The 3,170-nt window shown below is 41.6% G+C and carries 3 protein-coding genes; 1 reads left to right on the top strand and 2 read right to left on the bottom strand.

Features of this window, described 5'->3' with window-relative positions:
- Positions 1 to 100: 100 nt before the first annotated feature.
- Positions 101 to 1,297 carry an ABC transporter substrate-binding protein gene (locus tag VN379_RS18370; protein WP_325536479.1) on the top strand — a complete coding sequence of 399 codons (1,197 nt, stop codon included), beginning with the start codon at positions 101 to 103 and terminating at the stop codon, positions 1,295 to 1,297.
- 119 nt (positions 1,298 to 1,416) lie between these two features.
- Here the strand turns inward: VN379_RS18370 and VN379_RS18365 are convergent, their stop codons facing one another.
- Positions 1,417 to 2,628: an S-layer homology domain-containing protein gene (locus VN379_RS18365; RefSeq protein WP_325536477.1), complete on the bottom strand. Its 1,212-nt coding sequence runs from the start codon at positions 2,626 to 2,628 to the stop codon at positions 1,417 to 1,419.
- Between the two features lie 253 nt (positions 2,629 to 2,881).
- The gene (locus tag VN379_RS18360; protein WP_325536475.1) at positions 2,882 to 3,106 is read right to left on the bottom strand and encodes a hypothetical protein; all 225 of its coding nucleotides are present in this window, start codon (positions 3,104 to 3,106) and stop codon (positions 2,882 to 2,884) included.
- Positions 3,107 to 3,170 lie beyond the last annotated feature (64 nt).

Here is a 3,170-nt window from a genome sequence, read left to right as displayed (position 1 = left end):
AGATTATATGAATAACCCTTGTATTTTCTTTCGCTGTATTATACGATACGGCTGTAAAGTCTTAGAGAATTAATTTTGGGGTAAGCGGAAGGGATATGCTATGAACAACAATTTGCTTGAATGCACCATTCGGGAAATTGTCAGTAAATATCCTGAAACAGAGGGTATTTTTAATGGTTTTAACATTTTTACCAAAGAAGATCTCTCCCAGGGTTTAGGGGATGTGTTGCGCCTGAAGACATTGCTGCGCATCAAGAAAATTAATCCAGCAACATTTACCCGCTTGCTTGGTGACGAAATTGAGAATACTGAGCGTAATCACCGGCTGTCAGCAGTCGTGATTAACAAACCGGGTGTATTTAACTTTGTAGCCCAACTCCCCTGCGCCCTGCACCTGCCACTTAACTATGCATTTCATGACACTCTGCAGAGACTGCAAACAGAAAAAAATCTACAGTTAAATTACTATATCTGGTCATGCAGTAATGATATACTGGCTTTTTCTGATTATCTCCAGCATGTTCAGGATATTGATAACTCTCCTGATTTGATACTAACCACTGATTACAATCTGTTCAATAAAAACTTTGTCAGGCAATTTATAGAGAAGGGGTTTTACACTACTTGGCTGCCCCAACCTGTACACAGCACCCTGGACAACCTTGGCATTGTAGATACCCAGGGCTGGTATAATGTGGTTGCCGTCAACCCGGTTGTTGTGGTAATTGACTGCAGACAGCTGGGTAGCCTGCCTGTTCCGAAAACCTGGGCTGATCTATTACAGCCGGAATATGAACAGCTGGTGGTTTTAAACGGTTGCAGCGGCGACTTTGATGACATAGTCCTGCTGAACATTTATAAACAATATGGAGACGCCGGTATTGCGGCTTTGAGGCGATCAGTCCGAACCGGAATGCACCCGTCCCAAATGATTAAAAGCATGGCCAGCAATAATCCCGGCCGGCCGCCAATCTATGTGATGCCCTACTTTTTTGCTAATACGGTGTCACCACCGATTGATGCCAAAGTTATCTGGATGGAGGATGGAACATTAATAACCCCGCTGTCTTTCCTGGTAAAAACCTCAAAGGTTGCTGAATTACAGGAGTTAATTGCTTATTTAACCGGGCCTGAGTTTGGCCGTATTTGTGCCGGCGCGTATTTCCCTGCGCTCCATCCCCGGGTGGATTACCAGTTACCGGATAAGGCCTGTTTAAAGTGGCTTGGCTGGGACTATATCAGAGGGCAAGACATTGAGAGCTTATTGGAACGGCTAAACATGAGCTTTATCATGTGAAATGTCCTTGCACGGTTTTGCATTTTCTTCTCTCCTTTTACAAGAACGGCTGCCAGACGTATTGGCAGCCGTTCTTGATATTTATGTGGAATTTTGGGCTTAGCTCTGAAACTGTATCTCTAGAAGAAAAACTCTAGTTGCGCTCTGTAATATTGGGAATCTTTTGTTTTGTCAGTAGCGCCCTCAAGATCAGTATAACTAGTCGTCAACAGAAGATTTTTTACAGGTGTGTAAGTAAAAGCAACTTCGTAGCCTTTACCATCACCAGTGCTTGTATCCTTAGTTAAACTAATAAAGTCCTGGTCATAGGTCGGTGCAATGTAAGTACCTTTTTTGACGTCCCGGTAAGTGGCATATACACCGTAAGAACCCTCTCGAGACTTATTTGCCCCTTTGTAGGCAAGTTTAGTGTAATAGGAGTCATTTTTATCCACATCTTCCTTAGTGTAAGAAGCAGTTACAGTAAAATCTTTATTCAATTTGTAAGCAAAGCCTGCTTCATAGATATTTTTATCGCTATCGTCGTAATGATAGTAGGCGCCGGCTAAATCGAGCTTATTATTAGCAGCATAGGCTAGACTGGCCATAAGAATAGTTTCATTATTAGTCACCTTTGAGTCAAATTTGTAACCAGCAAGATCAACTTTCATTTTATTGCCAAAGCTAACCATGGCGCCATCAACCTGGTCGTCAATTACCATACCATAGACCGGAAGTATACTGTAGCGGCCAAGGGTAAGGGTGGCTCCGCCAATTTTACCACTGACGTTAGCAATATTAAGTACTGTTTCCCCTTCTGAGCCCCCGGTTTTAATGTCCTGGATATTTTGCAATCGTCCGTTATAGCTCCAGCTGTCATTTATTTTGCCAGTTAGCATTAAACGTGTACGCAATTTTTCCAAAGTTTCCTTGCTGCCATCGTTCCTTTCATTATTGTCGTATCTTGCACGAATATTACCGCTAAACTTTAGATTGTCTGTTTTCTTTTCAATTTCATCAACACGAACACCGAGATTATTCAGCTCAGAACTAAATTCCATTTGAAGCCTGTCCAAGACAGACTTAGTCTCAGCATCAATTTTATCTGTGTTGCTCATAGCCTTAGCTACAATAACAGCCACTTCATAACGGGTAAGCGTTTTGTCACCTTTGAAAGTATTGTCGCCATAACCGGATACTACACCAGCTTTAGCAAGTTTGTTAATCGAGTCATACGCCCAATGTTTGGCAGGTATATCGGAAAAAGGATTGGGAGTCGCTAGCGCGGTGCCGGCCAGGCTTAGAGTAAATGCCGCAGCAAAAGCCAACGCGATTTTTTTATTATTTTTCATTTGTTTATCCCCCTATATTGTTATGAATAATGCATGTTTGTACCAGCACCACAATGAACAGTTTATAATTACAATGGGGCGGCCAGCCAAAATGCAACCTTCTTAGGTGTAGTAATCTCAGGAAAATAGAAAAACCACAAATAGGATCAGCTATTCTTAGCTGCTCTGTTTGTGGTTTCAAAACCTACATCACATTATGTATTTATCTGTTTCCTTGTAGACATGGACAGTACTAAAGTGATTCTGCTAATGTTTAACCATGATGGTGATCCTGAGCAACTGCCGCCAACTCAAAGCCATGGTCTTTAATTACAGTAGCAATAGCATCCTGAGTATGCTTATGATGATTAAAAGATACAAAAAGTGCGTCTTCGGCTACTTGAATATCCTGCACAGTTTCCATGGCACGGAGTGAATTTTGCATGGCAACAATATTACCATACTTAGTAATAGTAAATTTTGCGTTAACCTGACACATATATACACCTCCTTTTTGTGTGAAAATAATAAACCACGATAAGCTCAGCCTCTTAGCTGTGCCA

Source organism: Sporomusa sp. (assembly GCF_035561255.1).
Classification (GTDB): Bacteria; Bacillota; Negativicutes; order Sporomusales; family Sporomusaceae; genus Sporomusa.
The sequence above is the reverse complement of the archived record's forward strand: the minus strand, read 5'-3'. Positions and strand labels throughout refer to the sequence as shown.

What these genes read in the sequence shown, in the direction of transcription:
- VN379_RS18370 (WP_325536479.1), top strand. Translation starts at nt 101, where the DNA reads ATGAACAACAATTTGCTTGAATGCACCATTCGGGAAATTGTCAGTAAA.
- VN379_RS18365 (WP_325536477.1), bottom strand. Translation starts at nt 2,628, where the DNA reads ATGAAAAATAATAAAAAAATCGCGTTGGCTTTTGCTGCGGCATTTACT.
- VN379_RS18360 (WP_325536475.1), bottom strand. Translation starts at nt 3,106, where the DNA reads ATGTGTCAGGTTAACGCAAAATTTACTATTACTAAGTATGGTAATATT.